This is a genomic window from Limnochordia bacterium (assembly GCA_023230925.1).
Lineage (GTDB): Bacteria > Bacillota > Limnochordia > DUMW01 > DUMW01 > JALNWK01.
Window position 1 is genome coordinate 1 of sequence record JALNWK010000028.1, and the last position, 25,665, is coordinate 25,665.

At 49.6% G+C, this 25,665-nt stretch carries 20 protein-coding genes; 16 read left to right on the plus strand and 4 right to left on the minus strand.

Annotation, left to right across the window (positions count from 1 at the left end):
• Positions 1-193: 193 nt before the first annotated feature.
• Positions 194-1,480, minus strand: coding sequence for a hypothetical protein (locus M0Q40_07780; protein ID MCK9222507.1), 1,287 nt, complete (start codon positions 1,478-1,480; stop codon positions 194-196).
• A gap of 214 nt (positions 1,481-1,694) precedes the next feature.
• Between M0Q40_07780 and M0Q40_07785 the strand changes: the two genes are divergently transcribed.
• The 9 genes from M0Q40_07785 to M0Q40_07825 all read left to right on the plus strand — a co-directional run bounded on the left by M0Q40_07785 (position 1,695) and on the right by M0Q40_07825 (position 11,211).
• Entirely contained in the window at positions 1,695-2,021 is a 327-nt protein-coding gene (locus tag M0Q40_07785) for a hypothetical protein (GenBank protein ID MCK9222508.1), read from the plus strand.
• Between the two features lie 149 nt (positions 2,022-2,170).
• Positions 2,171-2,755: a hypothetical protein gene (locus M0Q40_07790; protein MCK9222509.1), complete on the plus strand. Its 585-nt coding sequence runs from the start codon at positions 2,171-2,173 to the stop codon at positions 2,753-2,755.
• A 261-nt stretch (positions 2,756-3,016) separates the two neighbouring features.
• Positions 3,017-3,271: an NAD(P)H-dependent oxidoreductase subunit E gene (locus tag M0Q40_07795; GenBank protein ID MCK9222510.1), complete on the plus strand. Its 255-nt coding sequence runs from the start codon at positions 3,017-3,019 to the stop codon at positions 3,269-3,271.
• Entirely contained in the window at positions 3,271-4,998 is a 1,728-nt protein-coding gene (locus tag M0Q40_07800) for a PAS domain-containing protein (GenBank protein MCK9222511.1), read from the plus strand. The genes M0Q40_07795 and M0Q40_07800 overlap by 1 nt, the downstream gene beginning before the upstream one ends.
• Positions 4,991-6,142 (plus strand): serine/threonine-protein phosphatase, encoded by a 1,152-nt coding sequence (locus tag M0Q40_07805; protein ID MCK9222512.1) that lies wholly within the window; start codon positions 4,991-4,993, stop codon positions 6,140-6,142. Before M0Q40_07800 ends, M0Q40_07805 begins: the two co-directional genes overlap by 8 nt.
• A gap of 20 nt (positions 6,143-6,162) precedes the next feature.
• Positions 6,163-6,675, plus strand: coding sequence for an NAD(P)H-dependent oxidoreductase subunit E (locus M0Q40_07810; GenBank protein MCK9222513.1), 513 nt, complete (start codon positions 6,163-6,165; stop codon positions 6,673-6,675).
• On the plus strand, positions 6,668-8,551 hold the full coding sequence (locus M0Q40_07815) for an NADH-quinone oxidoreductase subunit NuoF (protein ID MCK9222514.1): 1,884 nt from the start codon (positions 6,668-6,670) through the stop codon (positions 8,549-8,551). The genes M0Q40_07810 and M0Q40_07815 overlap by 8 nt, the downstream gene beginning before the upstream one ends.
• The gene (locus M0Q40_07820) at positions 8,552-10,546 is read left to right on the plus strand and encodes a [FeFe] hydrogenase, group A (GenBank protein ID MCK9222515.1); all 1,995 of its coding nucleotides are present in this window, start codon (positions 8,552-8,554) and stop codon (positions 10,544-10,546) included. It abuts the gene before it with no gap.
• A 14-nt stretch (positions 10,547-10,560) separates the two neighbouring features.
• A complete protein-coding gene (locus tag M0Q40_07825) occupies positions 10,561-11,211 on the plus strand; it encodes a redox-sensing transcriptional repressor Rex (GenBank protein MCK9222516.1) in 651 nt (216 codons plus the stop codon).
• Positions 11,212-11,222: 11 nt separating this feature from the next.
• Here M0Q40_07825 and M0Q40_07830 read toward each other — a convergent pair whose 3' ends face one another.
• The gene (locus tag M0Q40_07830) at positions 11,223-12,509 is read right to left on the minus strand and encodes an arsenic transporter (GenBank protein MCK9222517.1); all 1,287 of its coding nucleotides are present in this window, start codon (positions 12,507-12,509) and stop codon (positions 11,223-11,225) included.
• A 754-nt stretch (positions 12,510-13,263) separates the two neighbouring features.
• Between M0Q40_07830 and M0Q40_07835 the strand changes: the two genes are divergently transcribed.
• The 6 genes from M0Q40_07835 to M0Q40_07860 all read left to right on the plus strand — a co-directional run bounded on the left by M0Q40_07835 (position 13,264) and on the right by M0Q40_07860 (position 23,750).
• Complete coding sequence (locus M0Q40_07835; protein MCK9222518.1) at positions 13,264-14,517, plus strand: DNA repair exonuclease; 1,254 nt, start codon at positions 13,264-13,266, stop codon at positions 14,515-14,517.
• Positions 14,507-18,007: an AAA family ATPase gene (locus M0Q40_07840; protein MCK9222519.1), complete on the plus strand. Its 3,501-nt coding sequence runs from the start codon at positions 14,507-14,509 to the stop codon at positions 18,005-18,007. Before M0Q40_07835 ends, M0Q40_07840 begins: the two co-directional genes overlap by 11 nt.
• Positions 18,008-18,089: 82 nt before the next feature.
• Positions 18,090-18,980 (plus strand): Hsp33 family molecular chaperone HslO, encoded by an 891-nt coding sequence (hslO, locus tag M0Q40_07845; GenBank protein ID MCK9222520.1) that lies wholly within the window; start codon positions 18,090-18,092, stop codon positions 18,978-18,980.
• Between the two features lie 242 nt (positions 18,981-19,222).
• Complete coding sequence (locus M0Q40_07850) at positions 19,223-20,374, plus strand: Gfo/Idh/MocA family oxidoreductase (protein MCK9222521.1); 1,152 nt, start codon at positions 19,223-19,225, stop codon at positions 20,372-20,374.
• A 188-nt stretch (positions 20,375-20,562) separates the two neighbouring features.
• Positions 20,563-21,765: an HD domain-containing protein gene (locus M0Q40_07855; protein MCK9222522.1), complete on the plus strand. Its 1,203-nt coding sequence runs from the start codon at positions 20,563-20,565 to the stop codon at positions 21,763-21,765.
• 200 nt (positions 21,766-21,965) lie between these two features.
• A complete protein-coding gene (locus M0Q40_07860) occupies positions 21,966-23,750 on the plus strand; it encodes an ADP-ribosylglycohydrolase family protein (GenBank protein ID MCK9222523.1) in 1,785 nt (594 codons plus the stop codon).
• A gap of 62 nt (positions 23,751-23,812) precedes the next feature.
• Here the strand turns inward: M0Q40_07860 and M0Q40_07865 are convergent, their stop codons facing one another.
• Both M0Q40_07865 and M0Q40_07870 read right to left on the minus strand, forming a co-directional pair.
• A complete protein-coding gene (locus tag M0Q40_07865) occupies positions 23,813-24,235 on the minus strand; it encodes a threonine/serine exporter family protein (protein ID MCK9222524.1) in 423 nt (140 codons plus the stop codon).
• Positions 24,235-25,002 (minus strand): threonine/serine exporter family protein, encoded by a 768-nt coding sequence (locus M0Q40_07870; GenBank protein MCK9222525.1) that lies wholly within the window; start codon positions 25,000-25,002, stop codon positions 24,235-24,237. The genes M0Q40_07865 and M0Q40_07870 overlap by 1 nt, the downstream gene beginning before the upstream one ends.
• A gap of 347 nt (positions 25,003-25,349) precedes the next feature.
• Here M0Q40_07870 and M0Q40_07875 point away from each other — a divergent pair, with 347 nt between their 5' ends.
• Positions 25,350-25,607 (plus strand): hypothetical protein, encoded by a 258-nt coding sequence (locus tag M0Q40_07875; protein ID MCK9222526.1) that lies wholly within the window; start codon positions 25,350-25,352, stop codon positions 25,605-25,607.
• The last annotated feature ends 58 nt before the right edge of the window (positions 25,608-25,665 follow it).

The window sequence follows — 25,665 nt, forward strand, 5'->3', positions numbered from 1 at the left end:
AGGCTCAATAACGAGTGCAATAGAGCCTATACGACCATACACTCGCTAAATCACAAACTATTGCTTATGAAGAATGTCAGGGAAAGTGGGGGTGAAACACAGGGTTATAGAGCTACAGTGTTGTGTTACATGCAGGTTTAGAGTTTCCGAGAGATCTCATAATAACCGAAGGAGGGGCTAGCACATAGCCCCTCTAGAACAGGAGAAACCACACCTCATCCTCTTTCTGAAAATAAAAGGACCCCTTTTGCGTGTCTCTTTGCAAAACCCGACCCTGGGCATCTTTGTAGGCATTGCGCAGTTCCACCACCACCTCCACAACGTGCTCATACTCTTTTTGAGTACGGGGATTGAGCCATTTGGTAAGATCGTGCTTACCAATTACTTTAAGCGTCTCGGCATAGCGATACTGGGCCTCCACGATATTTCGCGCTACGAAGCGAAACTGCTCCAGATCCCACTCCGCTTGCAGGTCCTGGTGCAGGTGATACTGGTAAACTCGCTCAAAGTCCCGCTCTATAACCAAGAATCTAAGGATCAAATCCACGCTGGCTTTTGTCGGATCAGCTTGCTTAATATTGCTACCCATAAAGGGACTACCAAACATGTCGGCAATATCAAGCTCCATCCAACTGCCCTCCCGACCAGCACTAAAGTAGGCGGCACCAACTAGGAATATATAGACCAAAGCCACAAGTCCAATCACCTGTAATGTAGAAGCACGGGCAGGGATGGTCTGATGCCGTACTTTGGAGAGTCCATCACCATGTTGTACGTATTCATCCTTAGACAACGTAGTGACCACTACGATATCCAAGTTCTCTGGAAACTCTCTACGAATCAAATCAATGAGCCGTTGTTCATCAATCCGGTCAAAGGGACCGGAAATAGTCAAGGAAGATTCGTGCAACTCAGTATGTACTGTCTGTAAGCTAGGCAAACCAAAATGGGAAACCACATGATAACCAACAATCCCGGGAATCATCTTACTTGGGTCAATGGAACTTCCAACAGCAAGCAGCAGTCCCAGCATCCGTTGATACATCCAGAACAACAGGGGTACAACTAAGAGTGTCAACAACTTATACAACTCGGTAAACTCACCGCTCTTCTCGGTAGAACCGGCAAACCACCAAATTACGCATAGTACTAACACTAGAACACCTTCGGCAATGCTAAACCTGTGAACACTCCACACCTTAACCCTTCTTAGAAGCACGTAGAAGACCCCTGCTAATACCAAAGCCAAGACCAACATCCCCAAATCCCTCGGGGAAAAGGAAGTGCGTCCAAAGGAACCGATGTACTTAAGTACAATAATGACTGGAAACAGTGGTACCATAGCAAAGACTCCTGCAATACTTACCGCGGGAAAAGAAAGGCCAGAAACTAGACCATTACGACAGGAAGTCCCTAAATGCGGATCCACCGCACAGCGCAGTGCCAATCCGAGAGAACTACGCATCTTGCCAAGCTTCACAAAAACCACCCCCTGGGGTTCTCTAATAGGTGTTTGGAGGCCTTCAACAAAACGAGGAGACAGCAGGGTGTTCCTATTTAAATAGGTTTCTCTTTGTCCGGGGCAAATCCTGCATAACGAGAGTCTGATTCTAAAAGAAGGATGTTGCTCGTCTCCCTATATCATACAAATGCTTAAGGGGCCCGATCAGCCCAATTACCAGGGGGTTCTTCCAATGCAAGATCCTAATTACCGCAACATGGCTATCTTCTCTTTTTCTCTATGCTCCACCAGTCTGATCTTTTACCTCACCCAAGCTGTCTTAAATGCTGGTATGGCAAGGGCAGGGGACTACCATCTATCCCTAAGCTTCTTTGCTATGGTACGTCGTTTCATCGGTTACATGATCCTTTTAGTCTCTACTATCATCGCCCTAATCGCCTTTACCCCCCTTGGCCTTTGGGTGTTTTCCCCCGATCATGGGTGCAGCACCCCAAACAGCCCAATTAAGCAAGCAGTCCAGATGCTATTTCCTCCTACTAATGATCATGACCTTGCGTAATTTTTATCAAGGTCTGGCGATCAGGGCGCGGAGGATAAATCTGCTATTCCTGGGGTCAATAGTCCAACTGCTTACCGCTACCTTGCTGGTGTTTGGACTAGCATACTTCACAAACATATCCGGTGCGATAATTGGTGCCATAGGGCTATGTGGGATCCTTCGGGACAGATTACCTTTTCCTCAAAAGGGTAAAGGGCAAGCCTAAGCTCTTAGATACTCCGATCAACGAAGATAGGCTCAGTTCTGAAACCATCGGCCACTTTTTCCTTCCTTTGGTGGCCACAACCTTCATAGGTATGGTTTTTCCTGCTTTAATCAACTCCGCATTGACCCGTTTGATACAACCCGAACTGCTTTTGCCGGCCTTTGAAACTGGATTCAACCACGGCGTGCTTCTAGTGGGTCCCTTATATATGCTCCATCAGTGCAGCCTAAACTTCACCAAGCCCGGAGCGAAAAAGACATACAAGACTGTACGGGAATTCACCCTTCTTATGAGCGGCTTTAGTTCTCTTTCCTTGGCCATCGTAGGTTTTACACCCATTGGGCCTTGGCTTTTCAGCCACCTTGTGGGACTGACAGCGCAAGTCGGTGAACTAGCCATCGGGGTCATCAAAGTCATGGCGATTCTACCTATACTAGTGGGAGTACCTGTGGGGAATCTTCATGCGGACCGGTCGTTCACTGTTTATCGGCCTGGGAAAGATGATCAACCAGCCGCCGTGGCTCTTTAGATTCTGGTTATAGCAGAGGTCATCGAATACGGCTTCCTGCATTTCGTCTTTCGTCAATGTCTTGCCGCCCGGGAGCACGAAAAGGCTGTCCAAGATTCTTAAACCTTCGGGGTACATCCTTGTTTGTTTCGAGCAATTCTTAGCCGAAAGACCTATGCCCAAACTTAGAGAAATTCTGCACGAATTATCTTGACAAGGCGCTTCCTGTGTGTTATTGTGGTTTCGGGAAAAGTTTCACGAACCCGACGGGGAGTGGTGGCCTTGGTATCGATCAAAGTTTGCGTGGGCAGCTCCTGTTATCTAAAGGGAGCCCATAAAGTTGTTGAGTGCCTCCAAGATGCTATCTGCAAAGCGGGTATTGCAGAACAAGTCGAACTGAGTTGTGTCTTTTGCCTGGGCCATTGCCAAAATGGTCCCAACATACAAATCAATGATGAACTGATCAGCGGTGTTACACCGCAAAGGGCAAAGGAACTGATTGAAGAGGTCATTTTGCCGCAAGTGAGGGGAGACTAATGGGAATTATCACGACCAACATAGCCCACTGTAAAGACTGCTATAAATGCGTCCGCCGGTGTCCGCTGAAGGCGATTCGCGTCATTGAGGGCCATGCCCAGGTGTGGGATGAGCTCTGTGTACACGACGGCGCCTGCATCAATGTCTGTCCCCAAGGGGCTAAAAAGGTCGAATCCCATATAGAAAGGGTCCAGACCCTGCTAAATGATCGTAGGCCGGTAATTGCTAGTGTGGCACCTTCCTTTGCCGCGGTGTGGCCGAACCAAGTAAGGACCCTCCCCGGTATTCTGAAACAGTTGGGTTTTGCCGCAGTCCAAGAGACAGCAGTAGCCGCAGAGTTGGTGGCCAGAGAACATAAAAAAGAACTTATCGCACGCAAACAGGCTGAGGGTCCCTTGCCTCTAATCACCAGCAGTTGTCCTGCGGTGGTGGAACTTATCGAAAAGCACTTCCCTGAGAGTGTCGATCTTGTGGCTAAGGTAGTCTCGCCGATGATCTTCCACGGTCATATGTTAAAGGAACACTACGGTAGGGATTGCCGAGTCGTTTTTCTTGGTCCCTGTGTCGCTAAGAAAGCTGAAATGGACATTAACGAACATCGGGGAGTAATCGATGCAGTACTGACCTTTGAGGAATTGGAAGAACTATGCGCTGACTTGCCCTTGGAGCTAGGCAAGCCAGCTGGGGATTTCGCCTTACCCCACCCTAGTTCTGCCCGTCTTTTTCCCTTAGAAGGTGGCTTAATCGAGACCGCAGGAATGGACACAAGCATGTTAGCTGGTTCCATCCGCGCCATTAGTGGCATGCAAGAGTGCATTGATTTCCTACAAGAGCTCCGAGACAACAGACAAGAGCATCTTGAGATCGTCGAGTTAATGGCTTGCAAGAATGGCTGTATTGGTGGACCAGCAATCAGTCAAACCCTGCATACCGAAAAACGACGCCAAGCAGTCATTGATTGGTACCAGGGAGCAAAGGATGAATCAGCCAGTGAGATCCTAGCCCCGGCTCGGGTACCAACAAGGACCTATCGGTCAGATACTGCAGCCAGACTCCCCGAGCCCCCCGATGAGGCGATCCGGGAGATCCTTGCACAGATTGGCAAGTTCAGCTCAGCCGATGAGCTCAATTGCGGGGCCTGTGGATATAATACCTGCCGAGAAAAGGCAGTGGCCGTCTATCATAAGGCTGCGGAAATAGACATGTGTATTCCCTACATGCGCAAGCGGGCGGAGTCCCTTGCCAATGTAATCATGCAGTCCATTCCCAACGGTATTGTAGTCTGTAATCGCGACCTAAATATTGTGACCTTGAATCCCGCGGCAGAGCACATGTTTGTCTGCAGCTTAGAAAACATCAAGGGCAAAAAGTTAGGTTATCTCATCGACCCTAAATACTTCCGTCAGGCACTGTCTACACAGGAACTAACCATTGTTGAAGTGGCATACCCAAATTACCATCTGACCACTAAGCAATACATTCTCTACGTAGAGGAGCAGGACGTGGTTATTGGGATTTTGGTGGACATTACCCAGGAGCAAAAGCAACAAGCAGAGCTTACTACCCTAAGACAAGAGACCCTAGTAAAAGCCCAGGAGGTTATTGATAAGCAAATGCGGGTTGCCCAAGAGATTGCCGGTTTGCTTGGAGAGACAACTGCGGAAACCAAAGTACTGCTGACTAGGTTAAGCAACTATATCCGGGAGGAGGGGAACGGCCATGGCTGATTTCTACGTCGAGATTGGGCTTAGTTGTTTACCTAAATACACAGAAGAACTGTGTGGGGATACAGTGCGCACCACAACAGATGAGCACTCCGTCGTTAGTGTAGTCTCCGATGGGTTGGGCAGTGGGGTTAAAGCAAGCATTCTCTCGACCTTAACAACAAGTATTGCCTCCCGGATGTTTACCGCGGGTGTATCCTTGGAAGACATGATGGAAACCATTAGTGCCACCCTACCCATGTGTAGGGAACGGAAGATCGCCTATGCCACCCTAACGGCGATTGAGATCCGCAGAACCGGCCAAGCCTTCCTCGCGGAATTCGATGCCCCCGGGGCACTCCTCCTCCGGGATCTACAACCGGTGCGATTGGAGCGAACTCCCCGCAGGGTGGGTCAACGTCCTCTAACCATCAACGAGGCCCACTTCTGGATGCAGGAGAATGATTACCTAGTCTGTGTCACCGACGGGGTAATCCATGCAGGAATTGGGGCCAAGTTAGCCCTTGGTTTAGGAGAGGCTGGTCTACAGGAGTTTCTTCAGGCCCGACTTACTCCTAACATGACTGCCCAAGAAGTAGCCGATAGAATTACTGAATACGTCCATTATCTATACAATGGCAAACCCGGTGATGATGCCACTACCTTGGTCCTAAAGATTCGCAAGCCCAAAAGACTCATGGTACTGGTCGGGCCACCTAAAGACAGAGCCCTAGATAAGGCCCTTGCCCACAAACTGGCTTACTATCCGGGTACAAAGGTTGTCTGCGGTGGCACCACCGCGAAACTCGTGGCCCGGGAACTAGGCCGCCAGATCGAAATTGATCTTGAACAATTTCCGGTGGAGCATCCGCCAACGGGACAGATTGAAGGTATTGACCTAGTCACTGAAGGGATCATCACCCTATGCGGTGCCGCCCAGTTTCTAGAAAACAAGAACCAAGATCATCAAGAAGACTCACCTGCTGTTCTGCTTGGCCAGATGCTTCTGGCCAGCGACTACATTGATTTTCACGTGGGCGGAGCAATTAATCCTGCCCATCAGAATCCCGAGCTACCCTTTGATTTGGCGCTCAAACAGCAGGTAGTAAATAAAATTGCCGCTGCCTTGGCACACCGGGGCAAGCGGGTTCAAGTACAGCTTTACTAAACGAAGGAGTGAGAATGCCCATGGAAGCAAAACCAGTGGCAACCCAAGACATCCGCAATTTTGCCAAGGTAAATGCGATTATTGAAAAATATGGGAAGAAACCAGAAGCCCTGATCGCCATCCTCCAGGAAATTCAGGATGAGTATCGATATTTACCCGAAGAGATCCTGGCCTATGTGGCAACAGCCCTAAACATTTCACCGGCAAAAGTCTTTGGCGTAACAACCTTTTACGCCCAGTTCTCAACCATACCCAAGGGCAAATACATCATCCAAGTGTGTGATGGTACAGCCTGTCATGTGCGGGGCTCGAATCCATTGATCGAGACAATCCAAAAAACCCTAAACATCTCAGAGGAGAAACCCACCACTGACGACCTCCTATTTACCCTTGAGACCGTATCCTGCCTTGGTGCCTGTGGCCTTGCACCGGTTATGGTGGTCAACGGAAAGGTGTTTGGTGAAATGACCCCCGAGGCTACCAAAAAACTTCTTTTGAAACTGCAAAGTGGGGAGGAGATTCTCGATGATTAAGTCCACAGCAGATCTGCAACAAATCAAAGAACGCTTCACCAACACAGTCTCTGGTGAGCGAAAACGGATCTCCGTTTGTGCTGGTACCGGTTGTGTAGTAAACGGCTCTCTTAAGGTAATTGCTGCCTTTGAAGAGGAGATTAAAAAACGTGGATTACTCGTGGATCTAAAGATGCTATCCGATGGCTGTGAGGGAGTACGGGTTTCCCAAACCGGTTGTCACGGCTTCTGTCAGATGGGTCCTTTAGTATACATTAATCCAGGTGATATGCTACTGGTTAAGGTAACCGTTGATGATGTCCCAGAAATCGTGGAATCTTGCATTCTAAAGGACGAACTACCTCCAGAGAAAAACCGTTATCATCATCCACAAACGGACCAAACCTATATACAAGGCGAAGAGATACCCTTCTACAAAAGGCAGAACCGTCGGGTCCTACACAACTGCGGTCACATTGACCCAGCCAACATTGAAGAGTACATCGCCAAAGACGGCTACTTCGCCCTGGCCAAAGCTATTACTGAGAAGACCCCCGAGGAAGTATGCCAGATTGTCATTGACTCAGGACTGCGGGGTAGGGGAGGCGGCGGTTTTCCCTCTGGACGAAAGTGGCTCTTTACCCGCAAAGCCGAAGGGGATAAGAAATATGTAGTCTGTAACGGAGACGAGGGGGACCCCGGTGCCTTTATGGACCGCTCGGTCATGGAGGGAGATCCCCACAAACTGATTGAGGGTATGGTCATTGCTGCCTATGCCGTGGGAGCTGACGAAGGATACATCTACGTCCGCGCGGAATACCCCTTAGCCATTCAAAGACTTCAGCAGGCGATCAAAACTGCCGAAAGCCAAGGCCTGCTTGGTAACAATATTTTGGGCAGTGACTTCTCCTTCACCCTGCATATTAGTAAGGGCGCGGGGGCCTTTGTCTGCGGAGAGGAAACAGCCTTACTTGCATCCATCGAAGGTAACCGGGGGATGCCAAGGCCTAAGCCTCCTTATCCGGCAAACAAGGGACTATTCGATAGACCAACAGTAATCAATAACGTGGAAACCTTCGCCAATGTGCCAGCTATCGTGCTTGCTGGTGCCGATACCTTTAAATCCGTAGGTACAGAGCAAAGTCCAGGTACCAAGACCTTCGCGCTTACCGGAGAGATTGCCAATACCGGACTAATTGAAGTGCCCATGGGTACAAGCCTCGGGGATATTGTCTTTGAAATTGGCGGTGGCATGCGTCAAAACAAGGAGTTTAAGGCGGTTCAAATCGGAGGACCCTCCGGCGGTTGCCTGACCAAAGACCATCTAGAAGTACCCTTAGACTTTGACTCCCTGAAGAAATACGGTGCCATGATTGGTTCAGGTGGCCTTGTGGTAATGGACGAGGGTACCTGCATGGTAGAAGTAGCACGCTTTTTCATGAAGTTTGCCCAGAATGAATCCTGCGGCAAATGCGTCCTCTGTCGCGAGGGCACCAAACGGATGCTCGAAATCCTAGATAAGATCGTGGCTGGGCAGGGGGAATTGTCCGACCTAGACCTATTGGTGGAGATTGGTGAGGCAGTGAAAGCCGGGTCCTTATGTGGTCTTGGTAAGACAGCACCAAACCCAGTTCTTACAACTATGAAATACTTCAAAGAGGAGTACTTGGCCCATGTGGTGGACAAACGTTGTCCTGCCGGGGTGTGCCAGTCTTTGAAGAAGTATGTGATTGACCCTGAAAAATGCCGGGGTTGCAGCAAGTGTGCCCGCCAGTGCCCTGCAGGCTGTATCAGTGGCAAAATCAAGGAACCCTTTGTCATTGACCAGGACGCATGCCTAAAATGCGGCAGCTGTGTTGCAGCATGTCCCTTTGGCGCAATTGAGGAGGTGGCCTAAGTGGGTAAACTGACAATTAATAATCGAGAAGTTACCTTTACCGACGAGAAGAACCTGTTGGAAGTTATCCGTCATGCGGGGATCGATCTACCCACCTTTTGCTATCATTCTGAGTTAAGTGTGTACGGCGGATGTCGGATGTGTGTAGTGGAAATTGACGGGATGGGGGTTGTGGCCTCCTGTTCCACTCCACCTAGTGAAGGAATGGTGGTGCGTACCCATACTGATGGCCTGCAGAAGATCCGTAAGCTCGCCCTAGAGCTAATCCTTGCTGATCATGATCGTGAGTGTACCACCTGCAAAAAGAGCGGTGCCTGCAAACTACAGGATCTTTCCCACAGACTAGGTGTGGAGCAGATCCGGTTTGGACACCGGGACAAGCATCTGCCTATCGATGAGAGTAGCCCGAGCATCGTGCGGGATCCAAACAAATGTATCCTCTGTGGTGACTGTGTACGCATGTGTGAGGAAGTACAGGGAATTGGCATCCTGGGGTTTGCCAATCGGGGATCTGATGCAGTGGTAACTCCTGCCTTTGGTAAGAACATGGCAGAAGTAGACTGTGTTAGCTGTGGCCAATGTGCTGCGGTATGCCCAACAGGTGCCCTCACGGTGAAGTACGAATACGAAAAAGCCTTTGAGCAGATTGCTCAAGGCAGGATAGTCATCGCGCAGATTGCCCCTGCGGTACGGGTAGCTGTAGGAGAGGCCTTTGGACTTCCTTCAGGAGAGAACAGCATTGGTAAACTGGTTGCTGCCCTAAAACACCTTGGCTTTTCTAAGGTCTTTGATACTAGCGTTACTGCAGACTTAACAGTCCTAGAAGAGACCGAGGAACTAATTGAGAGAGTGACCAACCAGGCAGCCAACTTACCTCTGTTTACCTCTTGCTGTCCCGCGTGGGTCACCTTTGCTGAACAGTACTATCCGAACCTGTTGCCCAATTTATCTACCTGCAGGTCACCCCAGCAGATGTTCGGCTCAGTTGTGAAAAGATACTACGCAGAAAAACTTGGCGTAAAACCTGAGGATATTTACATGGTCTCGATCATGCCCTGTACCGCCAAGAAGTTCGAAGCCAAACGGAGTGAGTTCACCACCAATGGCGTAGCTGATGTGGATCTAGTGCTCACCACCCAGGAAATTGTGGCGATGCTCAAGAATGCCGGTATTGACTTTGCCGCACTGGATGTAGAACCCTTCGACAGCCCCTTGGGGTTTGCCACAGGAGCGGGCATCATCTTCGGTGTTAGCGGCGGTGTCAGTGAGGCGGTGCTACGCTACGCAGCCGAAAGACTCGGTGGCGATAGCGAATCAGAGATGGAGGTGGTCAAGCACATTACCCCCGAAGGTATTACAATAGTAACCACCAAGCTTGGGGAACTGACCTTGCGTCTTGCGGTGGTAAGCGGACTGGCCAATGCCAGAAAACTTCTGGATAGCCTAGAGAACCTTAAAGTAGACGTGGTTGAGGTCATGGCTTGTCCCGGCGGTTGTATCAACGGTGCTGGCCAACCCCAAAGCTTCAACGGGGATCGGAGGAAACAGCGCACAAAGGGACTGATTAGTGCAGAGAAGATGACCCAGTTGCGCAAGTCCCAACAGAATCCAACCCTGCTCAATCTGTATAACGAGTGGCTGGATGAACCCGGCAGCGCCATTGCCCATCGGGCTTTGCATACAGAATACAAGCCCCGCAGGCGCCTTTCGGGTCTAGGTCTTTCCTTAGAATCTGGTGCACAGATCGATGTAGAGGTTTGCATTGGCACCTGCTGCTACCTTAGAGGGTCCTATGACATTCTCCAGGAGCTATCTAAGCAACTGCGTAAAGCCGACTGTGAAGACAGAGTAAACCTAAAAGGCACCTTCTGCTTCGAGCAATGCAGTGGGGGACCCATGGTCCGCATTGGCGATACCCTAATCGGTAATGTCACTTTGGAGAAGGTCCCTGAGCTTGTACAAAGAATTATTGATCAAACGGAGGAAACGCACTAAGGAGGAGGACCCCGATGGCTCAACTAATATCAATACCAAAACCGACCCTGGAGAGACTGCCACGTTATTTGCGGGTGTTGCACCATCAAAAGGAAAAGGGGAACACCTTCATTTCTTCAGGGGTACTAGGACATGAGATCGGGGTCGACGAATTCCAGGTCCGCAAGGACCTACAGCATGTGAAAATAAGTGGCCGCCCGGGGAAGGGATACTTTATCGATGACCTAATCGACAGCATCGAAGAGCTCTTAGGGCTCAACAATGTTAACGAAGCAATTGTCATCGGAGCCGGACGCCTCGGGCAGGCCATCAGCCTCTATTCAGGATTTGACCGGTATGGTCTGCGGATTGTTGCTTTATTTGATCATGATCCGATTAAGATCGGACATAAAATAGGGGAAAAACCTATCCTGAATGTGGCTAAAATGCCCGATTTGATTAGACGTATGGCCATCCCAATGGCAGTAATTACAGTACCTGCCGAACATGCCCAAAGCGTAGCCGAACAGGCCATCCTAGGCGGGGTGCGAGCCATTTGGAACTTCGCACCGGTGGTCTTGGAGGTGCCCGCGGGGGTGCATGTACGCAACGAGGATCTTGCCGTTGGGTTGGCATCTTTATCCCATCATCTAGCGAAGGCATCAAAGAGAAAGACTAAAATCTAGGGTCCTAGCCTCTAGTAACCGAAGATAAGTAACGATAACCATAGGGCCAAACTTGCACCAATAATCAGAAGCGGTGCCGTAAGAAGACCCACTTTCAGGTAATACATCGGGGTAATGATCACACCCTTACGCCTAACCGTAGCCAACCAAAGCATGGTAGCTAAAGAGCCGATTACGGTAAGATTCGGTCCTAATCCTGCCCCTAAGACTGTGGCATAGGCTAAGGGGGCAATGGCGGTTGTTTCCGGTAGGGTACTAATGGTGGAAACCATCAGCAAGTCCATGGGTACATTATTAATGAGATTGGAGCCGAGGGCTGTACCAATAGCAGTATACAAGATCCCTTTTAGCATACTACCATTGGCTCGCGCCAGGAAGTAGCGGCCCGCAGCATCGGGTAGCCCCGTCTTCTGGATCCCTTTTACCACCAAGAACATACCAATGACAAATACTAACACACTCCACGAGACCTGCGAGAAAACCTCTTTTGCTGTGAGCTGTCCACAAAGCATACCATAAACCAACAGCGCTAAAGCACCGAACAAGGCGATGAGATACAATGGTACCCCCAGGGCAGATCCGATTACATACCCGAAGGTAATTACGATCAGTCCCCAGGAGGAAAACCGGAAAAAGCCTTGATGATTGACAAACTCCTCCGGCTCTGGTAAGTCTGATACGGGAAAGGATGTGGGAATTGACTTTGAGAATAAACAGCGAAACACCAGATAGTTTATTACTACTGCCACCAGGGTAGGTAAGAACATAGCCCGTATATAGGGAATGAAGGATAGGCCCAATTGATCATAAACCAGCAGATTCGTGAGGTTACTCACCGGTAGACTTAAGGAAGCAGTATCGGCAATAAACGTACACACCAACAGAAAAGGCACTGAGTTTAGGTTCAATTCCGAAACAAATCCGTAGACGATGGGAGTGATAATCAGGGCAGTGGCATCGTTGCTAATGACAGTAGTCACGGCAGTCCCGATGAGAAACGTATTTAAAAATAACCGTCTTCCATTGCCGGAAGATGCCCGGGCGGCATGAATGGCCAGCCACTTGAAAAAACCAGCCTTGTCCACAACAATGGAGATGACCATCATCGCTAGAAGCATGACCACAAGCTGCCAGGTGGTCAATAACACTTCTTGGATATCCTTCAGATCAATGACCCGAAGTAGCACCATGAGTATCGCCCCGACTGCTCCAGCGACGCCTTCATTGATACCCCGGGGACGAAACAAGATCAAGCAAAACGTAATACAGAAAACGCCAATAACCGCCACTTGTTGCATTTCCCTGCCACCTCTATCTTCCCACCCGATTATATGCTCTGGATGTAGCAAAGGCAAAACCCACAAAACACCATTTCTGCGAGATTACCCCTCGCGATTCCATAAGTATGCCTTAATCACCCAGTTTACGTAGACTTACGGCACGAAAAAGTAGGCTCCAGAGACCACTTAGGGAAATCTGGTAGATCAAAGAAAGGACCATTCCTTTCAGCGTTTGACAGCTGATCCGTGACGAAACCTCCCAGTAGAGTATCTACGCTTCACTTAGAGGTTTACCCAACCTTGTGAACTGTCATCTTGCGGGGATCTATACGATGGGAATTGAAGGGGTTATTGCATCGCTCCATTTCGAACGTCCCAATAAGAACGCTGGTATCGGGATGTTCTTGGAAAGCATGATACCCCGAAGAAGTCTCTTACCTTGAGACCACAATTTCATCTACATTCAGTCACGAAAGAGTTCATCGCCAAATCTCTCCACCTAGTCTAGGCACAAGTGTTGAAGAAGTCTTTTGGCAACTAAGTAGCCAAGGAGAAATGCGGAACAGTTCTTTGAGCAGTACCTCATATTTCTAGAAGAGAGTGTGTGCGTAGCGTCAACGTCTTTCAGAAAAGAAAGCAGGAAGACCAAGGTCCTTAGCGAAATTAGAAGCATGGCCATAACTGCAAATTCCCGGATGATAAACCGGATTGCTCCTGGCATTGCAAAGACATATGTATTCGTGTAGGGAGAGGAACACCCTTGACTAAATTCGTGCACACTGCGGACATCCATCTGGATAGCCCTCTTCTAGGACTCGTACGCTACGAGGGAGCTCCAGTGGAGTATCTACGTTCCACCACCCGCAGAGCCTTATCTAACCTTGTTGAACTATGCCTTACGGAAAAGGTCGACTTTCTTCTCATCTCGGGAGATCTATACGATGGAAATTGGAGAGACTACAACACCGGTCTATTCCTGTCCGCCCAGTTTGCCAGATTACGGGAGGCTAATATTCCAGTCTTCATCATCCGGGGAAACCATGATGCCCAAAGCATCATCACCCACAATCTCCATTTCCCGGACAACGTAACCGAGCTTTCCACCGAGGGCCCTGAAACCCACTTCCTAAATGAGCTAGGAGTAGCCATTCACGGCCAGGGTTTTGGCACCCGCGCCGTTACAGATAATATCAGTCTTGCCTACCCCGCACCAATCCCAGGCTTGTTGAATATCGGGTTGCTGCACACCTCAGCCGAGGGTCGTGCAGGGCATGAACCCTATGCTCCCTGTCGGGTAGACCAACTAACGGAAAAAGGATACGACTATTGGGCCCTAGGGCATGTACATAAAAGAGAAGTTTTAGCCGAGAACCCTTGGGTCGTCTTTCCCGGCAATACCCAGGGCAGACACATCAACGAAGAAGGGCGAAAGGGATGCACCGTGGTCACTGCAGATCCCGGCAAAATTAATACCGTGGCAGAAAGAGAGCTTGATGTCCTACGTTGGCAAAGGATCACCCTTGATGCCTGTGATGCTGCCACTACCAATGACCTCTTGGATCAGGCGTGGCAAGCCACCCAAATGGCCCAGGATGCCAACCCAAACAAGTTCTTGGCCCTTCGGTTTGTCATCACCGGTGCCACCGCCATTGATCGAAGGCTCAGAACCGACCATGATTACTGGGTAAATAACCTGCGGGCAGTGGCCACAGATGTGAGTGGGGGCAACGTATGGGTGGAAAGGGTGCTTGTACAAACAAGACCCAGGGTAAGATTAAAGGAGATTACAGAGCATCATCATCCCATCGCATTCCTTTTGGATTTCATCGAGCAAATACCAGACAACAAGCAGTACGTACTCCAGTTGCTAGAAGAGCTGGATGATCTACAGGAGGTCTTAGCCAAACTACCTAACCAGCCAAATCTACAAGAGCCTGAGGTTTACCAAGCACTTCTTGCTGATGCCGCTGGTTTTCTCACCACTCGGTTGTATGAGGCAGGAGGGGACACCACCGATGAGGTTTAGGTACCTGGAACTAACTCCTTTTGGTTGTTTTGACAATAAACGCATCGAATTCGCAGACCAAGCTTCCTTTCACCTCCTATTTGGTCAAAATGAAGCGGGCAAAAGTACAGTGCTCCGGGGGATTCTCGATGTCCTATTCGGTGTTCCCGAAGGGTCCACCGATGGATATTTATATGGTAATCAGAACCTGCGCATTGGTGCTTTGCTCCAGCATTCCAGTGGTAAGGAACTGGCCTTTCGCCGTCGCAAGGGAAGAAAAAACACCTTCCTTGATCCGAACGATACCCCCGCTGATGAGTCCCGGTTATTGCCGTATTTAGCTGGTCTTGAACGAAATGTCTATGAACAGATGTTTGGGTTAAACCACGCTCGCTTAAGGGAGGGGGGCAGAGCCCTCGTCGCCTCCCAGGGTGCCCTGGGAGAGAACCTGTTTCAAGCCGCTGCCGGTATTACGGGACTACACCAGCTTATAGAGCAATTGGAGGAAGAGGCAAGACAGCTGTACCGGCCCCGCGCGAGCAAATGGCCCATCAATGAAGGAATGACCCGCTTGGCCCAGATACAGGACCAACTAAGGCAACACACCCTCCATCCTCGACAGTATCTTGATCTTGAAGCAGCTTACCAACAACAGATCAAGAAGTTAGCCGGGGTTGAGCAAAACATGAAACACCTTTCCGAGGAAGTGACAAAACGCAAACGCATGCTGCGCACCCGAACCCAATTAGGACACTTGAAGCACTGCCGGGAGCGACTTGAGCAAATTGGCCCCGTGCCAATTCTATCAAAGGATGCTCCACAAATACGAATCCGTACCATGGAGACTATAGAGCATGCGCAACAACTACAGCAAAGCTCGCTAGAAGCAATGAGAACCTGTCAGGAACAGGAACAGGCCTTAGTAATAAACCAAAAGCTCCTTACCCAAGGAGCCAATATCGCCGCAGGAATGCAACGCCTAGAACAATACCGAGATAAGCTCAATCGACGGCCAGAACTCCTAGGGGAAATTCGTCTCTTGGAGCAAAGCACCAATATCCTGCTAAAGGAAATCTATCCTGAAAGAACCTTAACCGAAATCGAGGAAACCCGTCCATCCTTGATCAGCATCGAGTCAATTAAGCTCCTAGCAGAAGAGCACGAACAGCTCATGCAAAAGCAAAGTACAATCGATGAAAAGCTAAGGAAACTTAACAAGGCAATCATCCTCAACAGGGAAAAACAGGAAAGATTGGACCGGGCATTGGATTCCCGGAAACTACGAAATCTTGTCCGTACCGCCATTGAGAAGGGCGATCCCGCAAGCCTCGAGCTAGAGTCAAGGCAGCAGCTGCTTGAGCTGACAAGTAAGCTTGAACAGCATCTACGAAAGCTAGAACCGTGGCAGGGATCATGGGATGAATTATGCAAACTGCCGGTTCCCCTCCGGGAGACGGTGGAGGATTTTCAAAAGAATGTTGAACAAGTTCAGGCGGAACTAGCAGTCCTAACAGCAAGACTAGCAGAAGTTCATAGGCTACAATGGGACAAAAAGACGCAGTTGAGCACACTAAATCTCACCATGCCGGTACCTTCCCATGAGGATCTCACCCAGGCACGCAAGCATAGAGAAAGGGGTTGGCAGCTCGTCAAACAAGCCTGGCTAGATCAACACACCGACCCTCGGGAGGTCCTGACCTTTACCGATGGACAACCCCTATCCCAAGCCTACGAACGGTCAGTAGTAAGAGCCGACCAGCTTAGCGATGAAATGTACAGCAAGTCTGCCAATATCGCCAGCAAGACCCAGCTGGAAGCAGAGTTGTTGAGACTTGGACAAACCATCTCCCGGCTTGAGGAAGAAAGAAGGGAGCGGGCACAGTGCTATGAGAACCTCATGCACAGCTGGGAAGACCTATGGCAGCCCTGCGGCTTTGTCCCCCGCGCGCCAAAGGAAATGCTGGCCTGGCTAAAGCTGTTTGCGCAAACGCTAGAATTCGGGACAAGGGTCCGCTCCTTGGAGCAGGAAATGCAGATTACTGCACAACAATTTGAAGACCTAGAGCTTAAACTGCGAAACACCCTCACCGAACTGGGGACTGACACTAACCCCGATGAAACACTGGACCAGTTGGTATCCACTGCCGAACAGATATGTTCGAAGATTGATCAAGATGCTGGGACGTTGCAAACCCTTAGGGAGCACGAAACGGATCTGACCCTTGATCTAAAAAACGCCCAGAACGATCTAGAAGAACTAACAGTAGCTTTGGACAAATGGAACAAACAGTGGACCCAGGCCCGCGCAGCCCTTCACCTACCGGAAAGCACTCTTCCGGCGGTGGCTGTCTCCTTCGTGCAAAGCCTAGAAAGGCTCCTCTCCCAACGGGATCAGCTAAAACAGTATTATACGGAAGAAGAACAAATAGCAGATTACCTTGCAGATTTTGAAGGTAAAATTGCGAAGCTTTTGCAGGACGCCGGATATGAAACTTTGGACCTTACCCCGGAACTTACATTGATCAAGCTTGATCAAGCGTACAAACAAGCCAGCGCTAATCTAGCTAGGCAAGAGCAAATTCGTCAACAACTGCAAACGCATCAGGAGGCGGCAAAACAGGCAGAGTCCACCCTTAAGCGGGCACAAGAGAAGCTTCAAGCCCTCATGAAGGAGGCAGACGTTAGTAACATCGCCGATCTGGAAAGGGCAGAGGAGAGGTCTGGTGAAGTCTTAGAACTGCGCGAGAAGATAAAGGCAATCGAAGATGCTCTCCTAGAAAGCGGGGATGGTCTGACTTTATCCCAGCTTATCTTGGAGGCAGAAGGGGTCGATCCCGATTGCCTGCAAGCAGAGTTAGAAAGCATCCAAACCAGACTAGCCAACCTCCGAACAGACTATGCCCGTCAACAACAGGAATTCGGGGCCTTGAAGCGGGACTATGAGCAGGCAAGCCTGGGAAGTATTGACGAAGCATCATATCTTGCGGAACAGGCCCAGGGGGTCCTTGCTGAACTAGAGGGGTATACAACGCAATATGTGCAGATCATTTTGGCGAAATCCATGCTACAGATGGGTGTTGAGAGTTACCGAGAGCAGCATCAAGATCCAGTACTGGCCCGGGCTGGAGAACTGTTCCAGCAGCTGACCCTAGGTTCTTTTGTAGGGTTAGTGGTAGACTATGATTCCAAGGATAACCCACTTATCCTCGGACTACGCGCTGATGGGGAGCGGGTCCGGGTGGAGGATATGAGTGACGGAACCCAGGATCAAATATATCTGACCTTACGATTGGCCAGCGTGGAGCAATATGTGAGGACAGCTGAACCCCTTCCCTTAGTGTTGGACGATATTTTGATCAACTTTGACGATGAGCGAGCAGCGAAAGCATTAACCATTTTGGGCAACCTTTCACAGTTGACCCAGATCATCTTCTTCACCCATCATCAAAACATAGTCACCTTAGCCAAGCAGATGCTCCCAGAATCTGTCATATCTGTGCACAGGCTTTGACAAACCGGATGAAGTTTTCGCCGCAAAGAGACCTAACACTTTTCTTCGCCCATATAGTATAATCTATTGGGAGCTGATGATTGTGAGCGACAAACTAGTACGCGCTATGTTCGCTAATAACCAAGCAAGGATCATTGCCGCCCTAACAACGGATCTCGTAGAGGCAGGGCGCGACATTCACGGCACCTATCCCACGGCAACTGCCGCCTTTGGTCGATGTCTTACCGCTGCAGCTTTGTTGGGATCCATGACCAAGAATGACGAACGGGTAATCCTACAGATCATCGGGGATGGCCCCATTGGACGCATCATCGCGGAAAGTAGTCCGGAGCTCTTGGTGAGGGGATTCATTCAAAACCCAGCGGTGCACCTGCCCTTAAATAAGAAAGGCAAGCTAGCAGTTGGCCCAGCGGTGGGGAAGGGGCATTTATACATTACCCGACAGACTGGACTAAAAACCCCTTATCAAGGGAGTGTTGCTTTGGTAAGTGGTGAAATAGCCGAAGATCTCGCCTGTTATTTCTCTAGCTCAGAACAAATACCCTCGGTAGTAGCCCTAGGAGTACTGGTGAACCCGGACGGTTCAGTGAAAGCCGCAGGTGGCCTAATCTTGCAGCTGCTGCCCGGTGCGTCAGATGAAATCATTGATTGTCTCGAATCTAGAATGAGCAATATGCCCCCCATTAGCAGGCTTATTGAAAATGGGAAGACCCCGGAAGCAATAATCCATCTTTTGGCAAATGACCTACAGCCACGCATTATTAGTGAACAACCGGTGGAATACCGCTGTAGATGCTCAAAAGAGCGGTTTTTAAACGCCTTAACCGTAGTCCAAGAGAAGGATCTTCAGGAAATGATCACCGAAGATCAAGGGGCAGAGCTTGTCTGTCATTTCTGCGGTAATAGGTACCATATCACTGAGTCTGAGCTAACAGACCTCCTTGCGGAAAAGGGAAAGGAGCACGACCTGTAATCACTGAAATTCGTGAGCTTGTGCAGGGATTGAAGGGGACGATCTCGAATCCATATTCATAGTGATAGTCAGAATTTCCAGTTGAAAGACTCGGTGGAGTAATCTCCAGGTGTAGAGTAGTCTGCAGGTGAGCATTGTAAAGGTTGTAAACAAAGTCTCTAAAATTCTGGATCGAACAACAGTCCACCTAATTGTAAACAAAACCTTCATTATTAATACAGAAAGGATGACCTTAGTTTACCATGGACAAGATCAAAATTGGCGTAGTAGGCGTATCAGGCCGGGGAGCTATGGCCCGTTGCTGGCACAATGAGAGACAAGAACGTTCTGTTGTAGTTGCAGGAATGGATACTTCAACGGAGTTTCTAGAAGGATTCAAACAAAGGGTCAACCCTAATGCTTACACCACAACAAACTTTGAAGAGCTTCTTGAACAAGACATAGATGCAGTCGCCATTTTCTCACCGGACCATTTCCATGAGGAACAGACAATTGCCGCATTAAAAGCCGGTAAACACGTCTTCTGCGAAAAACCCATGGCCATTTCCGTTGAAGGCTGCGATCGCATGTTAGAAGCTTGGAAGAAATCGGGAAAGCGTCTGATGATCGGGCATAATATGCGCTACATGCGATTTGTGCGGACCATGAAGGAAATCATCGACTCCGGGGTGATTGGCGAGCTAAAAATGGTCTGGTGCCGCCACTTTATTAATTACGGTGGCCGCTACTACTTCCACGATTGGCATGGAAACAGTGAAAACACCGATACCTTACTCCTGCAAAAGGGAGCCCACGACATTGACGTTATCCACTGGTTGGCCGGGGGATACACCACGTCTGTTGTAGGCACGGGAGGACTGGACTACTACGGTGGAGAAAAAGACAACGACCTAAGATGTCCTACTTGTCCCGAGCGGAGAACTTGCGTGGAAGTACAATCTGAGCATGAGCCAGCCCGCCGACAAATGTGTGTATACCGCAAAGAGATCGATGTGGAGGACACCAACATGATCCTCATGAACCTGGACAATGGGGTCCGGGCAGCATATCTGCAGTGTCATTTTACCCCGGATGTTTACCGCAATTATACCTTCATTGGAACCGAAGGACGGCTTGAGAACGTGAACGGTGAAGACACAATCATGGTACTAACCCGTCGCTCAAACACTTGGCGGGAGTACTCTAGCCGAACCTACAATGTCAAATCGGCCGCAGGAGGACACGGGGGTTCCGACGAATTGATTACTGAGGATTTTCTGGACTTATTACTTACCGGTAAGAGCGCCATTTCTGATCCGGTTGCCGCCCGCATGGCCGTGGCCACAGGATCGGCAGGAGCTAGATCCATTCGCAACAATAGTAAACAGGTACTTGTAAACAAACCAAGTCTTTAGGTTCTATACCCCTGCAAAACTTCAGTTTTGCAGGGGCTTTCCCCGTTTCTCTGGCTCATACGGATCAATACCAGCTATCTGTAGACATGTTCCTACCCCTTTCTTCCGTTTTTGCAGGAATTCCCACCGGGATCCCCGAAAATATATCTGATGTGGTCCTACCATAGAAAAAGGAGAAATTGCCGATTATGTCTGCTATCTTTGAGGAAATCCCGGTGGCTCAACTGCTGTTTGCAGTTACGGGAGCTTTTGACTTAGCTGATAAGAGATTTCGTATGCACGCTAAGCGAGTCCTTTTCACCAGTATGCAGCTCGGAGAGGAATTGGACCTTGACTTTTCCGCCATGAAGACGCTTTTTATGGCAGCTATTTTGCACGATATTGGCATCTTAGACGATGTAGAAAGGACTGAGTTAATCGAGCGAGACGTCCCCCAGGACAAGGTGATAGAACACAGTCAGCGGGGAAGCGCACTGTTGAACAAAATCCCCGAATTTGATCATCTAGCCAGTATCATCAAGCATCACCACCGTCCCTTTAATACACTGCCTAGTAGCAATGAAGTTTTCCTCTGTAGCATCATCTTTCTTGCCGATCGTGCGGTTATCGCCGCAGGGGAGGAATTGGTGGAGCCTAGTGAGATCAAAGAGATCCTAGCCTGGCTCCGTAGCAATTCAAATACCTTGTTTGATCCGCGGGTAGTTGCTGCCTTTGAGAGCATTGCAACAAGGCCCTCCTTTTGGCTAGACCTAATGACCGACTATGTACGGGACCGTTGTTTTGATTACTCTTATCTTATCGCCGATCAATTTGTCAGTCCCTTGGTCCTCGGACGTCTTTTTGCCAGCATGATCGACCTGCGCTCACCCTTTACCAGCCGTCACTCCTTTCTGGTAGCAAGTACTGCTAGGAACATAGGAAGCAAGCTAGGCTTCTCCGAACAGGAATGTAGGATGCTCGAGCTTGCCGGACTGCTGCATGATGTGGGCAAATTGGCGGTACCCAATACCATTCTGGAAAAAGAGGGCAGTCTAACCTATGAAGAACGGGCGCAGATCCAAGTCCACCCTTATTTTACCTTTCGCATTCTAGACCGTATCCAAGGTCTGGAGATTGTGAAGGAGTGGGCTTCCTTTCACCACGAACGCCTCGATGGTACAGGGTACCCTTTCCAGATCGAAGAAGACGAGTTGTCTTTGGGGTCAAGGATTTTGGCCGTTGCCGACGTCTACGCGGCCCTAAGCGAGAGAAGACCGTATAAAGAGCCCCTCCCATCGAGCCAAGTGGTGGCCCTCCTCAGACGGAACGCTGCCAATGGTGGTCTAGACCCCTTTGTTGTCGAGATAGTCGCCTCATTACCTGAACATACCCATCTACTTGAAACAGTTTAATAATCAAGAGCAGCTAACCAGGATCTCCCTAGCTGGGCTACCTATGCCCAGCTACTCTCTTGGTTCAGCTAACACAAGTTAAAATAGTGCTAGCTAAAGTCAATTTGTCCTATGGAAGTTCCTTGAAGCTTCCGATAACATAGGGTTACAAGTTTAGCTAATAGTGATCACTGATCAGATAACACAAAGGAGGCTCCCCATTGCTAGCTCATCTGAACAGGAAAGACTATTATAATAGTGTGTACGGAGGTTGGCTAGGTAAGAACATCGGCGGGACCCTAGGTGGTCCCATGGAAGGACGCAAAGAGGTGCTTAACCTTGAGTTCTTTCCCCAGAAGGGACCGTTACCCAACGATGATCTAGACCTGCAACTGGTCTGGTTGCACGCTTTAGAGACCCATGGACCAGAACTAGACGAAAAGCACCTGTCCGAGGAATGGTTGGCCCACGTGTTCTTTAACTATGACGAGTACGGATATGGCCTGACAAATGCACGCAAGGGCATGGTGCCCCCACTTTCCGGTTGGTTTGACAACCCCTTCACCAACTGCATGGGCTCACCGATTCGTTCCGAAATCTGGGGTATGGTTGCACCGGGCAGACCGGATTTGGCCATCCGCTATGCATTGGCTGATGCTGTCACAGATCACGCCGGTGGGGAAGGAGTCTATGGTGAAATGTTCTTCGCCGCCATCGAAAGTGCCGCTTTTGTCAACAAGGATCGGGACCAATTACTGCAAATTGGACTGTCGGTCATTCCCGAAACTTGTCGGGTCTATGCGGCTGTAAAAGAAGTCATCGAGGCCTATGAGTCTGGAAAGGACTGGCTTGAAGCCCGGGAAATTGTCTTGGAGAAACATGGACGTCCCAATTTCACCGACGCTCCCCAAAATATTGCCTTTACCGTCTTGGGCTGGCTATATGGAACAGATTTCGGTGATGCCATCTTAAAGGCAGTCAACTGCGGATATGATACCGACTGCACCGGGGCTACCTTAGGTGCTATTTTAGGCATTATCCTTGGACGAGACGCCCTGCCGCAAAAGTGGATCGAACCGGTGGGGGATGAGATTATGGTCACCCCAACGGTACATGGTCTTGATGCACCCAAGACCCTAAAGGAGCTGACCGAACGAACCTGCCGAATGGGCATGAAGGTCCTTATGATGCAGGACGCCCTGGCCGGGTTTTCCGACGACACCTTAGTGATTAACACTACCATTGGATTAGAAGAAGTGGCCCGAAAACTCTGGGCAGAAAGCGTTACCTCTTACTCCCATACCTTACCTGGTATTGACGTCGTCATCGACTTAGGGGACTTGGGGCCCGCCGTTTTCCCTGGGATAAAACGTACGGTCACCGCAACACTTTGCAACACTCTGACCAGTCCTTGGATCGGTAGTTGTACCATTGAAGTAGAACAGGGCTGGCAATGCTCCAGCCATCTCCTCAACCTAGCGCCCGGTGAGTCTAAAACAGTGGAGCTATCGATTTGGCCTCCCGAGGAGCTGCCTCCATATCTACGGATGCCCCTGGTACTAAAGCGGGAGCTTAATCAGCGGACTTGGACCGAATACCGCGTGCCAGTCATTTTTGATACCGGACGGACCTACCGAATAACGGATCATACTGGTACCGAGACTCTAATGAATTTCCCCGGTACTACATTGACCTTACCCCAGGGCCCCTGTGTAGCCACTACCCAAGTCCTATCACCTAGGGAGCAACAGGTTCAGCTCATGGTTGCCACCGAGGGAGGTTTCAAGGCGATTCTAAACGGTACCACCGTATTGGAAAGCGACGCTAATCGTGATTTCATGCCCGCCTACAACCGTCCCTACCGAGAGACAATTTGCACCGTGGATCTACAGGCTGGAGCCAATGAGCTAACAATCCATGTGAACGATACAAGGAATGTTAGCTGCACATTCCTCACCAACGATCAACCCCGCCACGCTGTATTGGATCTGGTATTTCGCACTTAAACACTGAAATAAGCATCCAGCTACACGCTCTGCAAGGGTGTAGCTGGATGCTCTTTTCAAACTCAACGACGCCGCAAGTAGATAATAGCGTTAGCAACTATGAGTCCCATGGCGATCGCGGTGGCAAGAAGCATGGTGATTACTGCTTCAATAACACCACCTTCGTAATCTCTCTGGATGAAACACAGCATCGCTTGGTAAGCATTGGCACCGGGAACTAAGACAAAGATACCCGGGATGATAAACAGAGAAGCAGGGGCATGAAATCGGCGAGCCATCAATTCGCCTGAGATGCCGATCACCGTGGAAGAGGCAAAAAACGCCACTAGTTCACTGGCTCCAATAGCCTTAGCGACAATAATAACTAGCCACCCTAGAGCACTTGGCACAGCTACCCAGAAAGTAAGGCGTCTAGGCACCCCGTACAACTGTCCGAAACCGATTGCGGTGGTCCCAGCTAGCAAGAGCTGAATGAGATAATCCATCAGAATATCGCCACCTTCGTTCCCAGACTCAAGACCAAACCAACCCCAAAAGCCAGAGTTAACGCTACAAGGAGCGCATCCAAAAGCCGGGCGGCCCCGGAAATCAGGTTGCCCGATGTAATATCCCGGATACCATTGGTAATGGTAATACCCGGAACATAGAACATTAATGCCCCAACTATGTCAGTCTCTATGGATAATCCTTCGATAAATTGACTACTGATGAGCACCCAAGCTGTGATCCATACGGCCCCGGTGGCAATACTCAAGATCCGATATCGTCCCACCCGTTCCAACCCGGCGCTAATCAGATAGGCGGTCATACTGATTAAACATACAATCCCAAGGTCGCTTAGGCCGCCTCCCAAAAGATAGGTGATGCTACCTGACGCGATTCCAACGTTTAGAGCAATCCAACCTCTGTGACTAGGTTTCTTGTCCGAAACTGCCCGCAGTAGAGCCCTCGCCTCTGTAGCCGATACCTTGCCTTGGGCAAGACTTCGGGATACCCCATTTACTTCATCCAACACACTAAGGTTATTCCCGGTATTAGTGATCCGCCGCACCTGAGTTTTGCTATTCCCATTTTGATCCTCAAGGGTCACCACAAAGCCTGTAGGCGTAGCAAAAACCTCCGCTTCCTTCATCCCGACAGCTTTAGCCATCTTGGCGATGGTCGATTCCGTCCGATCAATTTCCGCATTACTACCCAAAAGCAGGGCACCCGCAAGGACACAAAGCTCCAAGGCCTCATCAATGGTTGTCACCGCACCACACCCACCCTAAGAAGTTCTAGTTACCTCAATAATACCAGGTAGCTATACCTAGGTCAAAGGTGTCCACAAGCAGTAAACAAGGGCCTTGGTTCCTTGTTCCTTGTCATTTGCTGAAGGCGTATGGGTCCGGTTTCCACCTAGGATCTAGGACCTTAGCATGATTTTTCGAATCTAAAACCATAGGAGACAATGCTTTGCTAGAATACTGCAAACTTCGATCCAACATTCGACATTTTAGGTCTTGCCCTTGCACCACAGAATAGCTATAATGGCAATTGTGTGCGTACTTAAGATATCCATACACAAGACATTTATTTCTACGGGAGGTTCCAGGTACCGTGAACAATTCAAGAAAACACGCCGGGGAAATAGAACAAATTCGGCGTAGGATGCACTCGGCGTGGGATAGATCCGGAGGGGACTATCAGAATCCTGAGGTGCAGGAATTGGCTGCTGAGTTCGATCGGGCCATGCTAGGACTTGCCAAATCTGGTCCGTCAAATAGCGATAGTACCGACACCGAACAAGAACGCTTTTCCAAAGCAACGCCCAACGTGCATCACCCCAAGATAGAAACTCCCCGGGCGATGACATAGGCAAGTTTGAACAAGGATTACTGACACCAATAGCGAATTCTCTAAGAGTGGGGCTTTA